A 3011-nucleotide genomic window follows, 5' to 3' on the forward strand; every position below is an offset into this window, starting at 1 on the left:
ATGATACGCTGGCATGGACTCGACATCGAAGCAGAGGGCACCGGCATCTCGAAACCGCTTAGTCGGCAGGTGAACTTGCTCGGGCACATGCTGGGTGAGGCGACCCGCACGCATCTGGGCGACGACGTCTTTGAGCGCGTGGAGCAGTTTCGGATACAGTGCAAGAAGGCCGTCGAAACCGGCGATCTCGCACCGCGTGAGGCGGTGGCCGATGCGATGGCTGATCTGTCGACGGAAGAGCTCAAAGACCTGCTGCATGTCTACACCACGTTCTTTCATCTGGTGAACCAGGCGGAGCAGCGCGAGATCATTCGCATCAACCGGGAACGCGCGCGGCATTCGGGTCCGGCAGACTGGCCGCTCGGGCCGGGGTCGAGCAACGGCTACACGCCGAAACCGCGTCCCGAGTCGATCGAGGCGGCCATCAAAACGCTGCACGACGAGGACGTTCCGCTTGAGGAGGTCGGCTCTATTCTGCATCAGATTGACGTGCAGCCGACGCTCACTGCGCATCCTACCGAAGCCCGCCGCCAGACAGTGCTGCACAAGCAGCGCGATATGGCCCAGCAGCTCACGGTGCTGCACTCCACCGAGGCCACGCCCGACGAACGCGCCGAGGCGCTCGACACGCTCTACGCGCACATCGTCTTCTTGCTGGGCACCGACGAAATCCGCGCCGCCCGTCCCACCGTGCGCGATGAGGTGCAGCAGGGCCACTATTTCCTGTACAGCACCATTTGGGATACGGTGCCGCGTATCCACAAAGACGTGCAGCACGCGCTCCGCAGCCACTACGGCGACACCACGGATGTGCCTGCGTTTCTGAAGTACCGCTCCTGGATCGGCAGCGACCGCGATGGCAATCCGAACGTGACGCCCGACGTGACGCAGTGGACATTCCAGCGCCAGCGCCGCAAAACGCTTGTGCATCTGCACGACGAACTGACCGACCTGCGTGATGAACTGAGCCTGTCGAGCCGCCAGTACGGGCTGCCCGACGTGCTGCGCGAGTCGCTGGAAACTGACCGTGCCAACGACCGCCTGCCCGATGCACTGGCCGACCGCTACGACCGCGAGCCGTATCGCGAAAAGGTCAGCTACATGATGGCGCAGGTGGAGCAGCTCCACGACGCCAGCACCTACGACACGCTCGACGCCTGTCGCCTCGATCCACGCACCGACGCGTATCGCCCCGACGACTTGCTGGCCGACCTTGATGTGCTCGTGGAAAGCCTGGAAGAACAGGGCTTTGCCGATGCCGCTACCACCGGACAGCTACACCGCGTGCGCGTGCTGGTGCAGACCTTTGGCTTCCACCTGGCCGCGCTCGATGTACGCCAGCACAGCAAGATCCACGAGTCGGCGGTGGGCGCGATGCTGAAGGCCGCAGGCGTAACCGACGACTACGCCGCGCTCTCCGAAGACGAGAAGCTGGCGATTCTGACCGAAGAGCTTACCAATCCGCGTCCGCTCCTGCGCAGCTTCGAGGACCTGCCCGACGATGCAGCCACGCTGCTGGAGGTGTTCGACCTGCTCCACACCATCCACCAGATCGATGCCAACGCGGTAGGCAGCTACATCGTGAGCATGACGCACTCGGTGAGCGACGTGCTGGAGCCGATGCTCCTGGCCAAGGAAACCGGCTGGGGTACGCACACCGACGCTGGCTTTCAGGCCCCGCTCGACTTTGTGCCGCTCTTCGAGACGATCGAGGACCTGGCGCACGCCCACGAGCGCATGATCGACCTGTACACGCACAAGGCGTACGGTCCGCACCTGAAGGGGCGCGACAACTTTCAGGAGGTCATGCTCGGCTACTCCGACAGCAACAAAGACGGCGGCTACTGGATGGCGAACTGGGCGCTGCATCAGGCCATCGACCGGCTGGGGCAGACCGCCAACAATTACGATGTGGACCAGCGCCTCTTTCACGGACGCGGCGGCAGCGTAGGACGCGGCGGCGGACACACGCATCAGGCCATTCGTGGCTTACCCGCCAGCGTGCATAACGGGCGGATTCGATTCACCGAGCAGGGCGAGATCATTTCGTTCCGATACGGACTGCCCGAAATTGCCCGGCGGCATGTGGAGCAGATCGTAAATGCCATGCTCACCACCACCGCGCTCCCCCGCCCCGAAGCGCCGCACCACGACGACGAGGTGGCCGCGGTGCTCGACACCCTTGCCGAAACCGCCCAGACCGCCTACCGCGACCTGATTGACGACGACGAGTTCTGGTCGTGGTACACGCAGACCACACCGATTGAGCACATCAGCCAGCTGCCCATCGCCTCGCGCCCCGTCTCGCGCTCCGACGATGACGACGTAGCCTTCGACGACCTGCGCGCCATCCCGTGGGTGTTTGCGTGGACGCAGACGCGCTTCAACGTGCCCGGCTGGTTTGGCACCGGCGTTGGCATGGCCGAAGCGATGCGCCAGCACGACAACGCCCGCGAGATCTTGCAGCGCCTCTACCGCACGTGGCCGTTCTTCCGGGGCGCGCTCGACAGCGCCCAGCGCGAAATGGCCCGTGCGCGGCTTGCCATTGCCGACACCTACGCCGAGGAAGGTCCGGATGCGCCCTTCCCCGAGCACCTGCACGAGGACTTCGACGCTGCCGAGGCGGCCCTGCTCGACCTGACGGGACAACGCGAGCTCTTCGACAACAGTCCGGTCTTGCAGAAATCGATTCGCCTGCGCAACCCGTACACCGATGTGCTGAACCTGGTGCAGATCGAACTGATGAAGCGCCACCGCACTGCGGCAGAGAACGGCTCGGCAGATGAAGAAGCGCTGCTGCAAGAGGCCCTCCTGCTCAGCATCAACGGCATCGTCGCTGCGATGCAGAGCACGGGGTGAGCGGGGCCGATTGCAGGTCCCAAACCCACCCTTGTCTCTCACTACTTCCTGACACACCCCACAGATCATCCATGCGCGGTATTGTGCTGGCGGGCGGACGCGGAACGCGTCTCTATCCCGCTACCGAGGCGCTTAGCAAACAGCTCCTTCCG

Annotated in this window: 2 protein-coding genes; both read left to right on the plus strand. The window is 64.2% G+C overall.

Going from position 1 to position 3011, the window contains the following annotated elements; translation table 11 throughout:
- On the plus strand, positions 1 to 2859 hold a 2859-nt coding region (ppc, locus tag R6U20_RS13965), incomplete at its 5' end, for a phosphoenolpyruvate carboxylase (protein WP_410338450.1).
- A 71-nt stretch (positions 2860 to 2930) separates the two neighbouring features.
- On the plus strand, positions 2931 to 3011 hold an 81-nt coding region (locus R6U20_RS13970), incomplete at its 3' end, for a sugar phosphate nucleotidyltransferase (RefSeq protein WP_410338451.1).

It is taken from the genome of Longimonas sp. (genome assembly GCF_046498435.1).
Taxonomy (GTDB): domain Bacteria; phylum Bacteroidota; class Rhodothermia; order Rhodothermales; family Salinibacteraceae; genus Longimonas.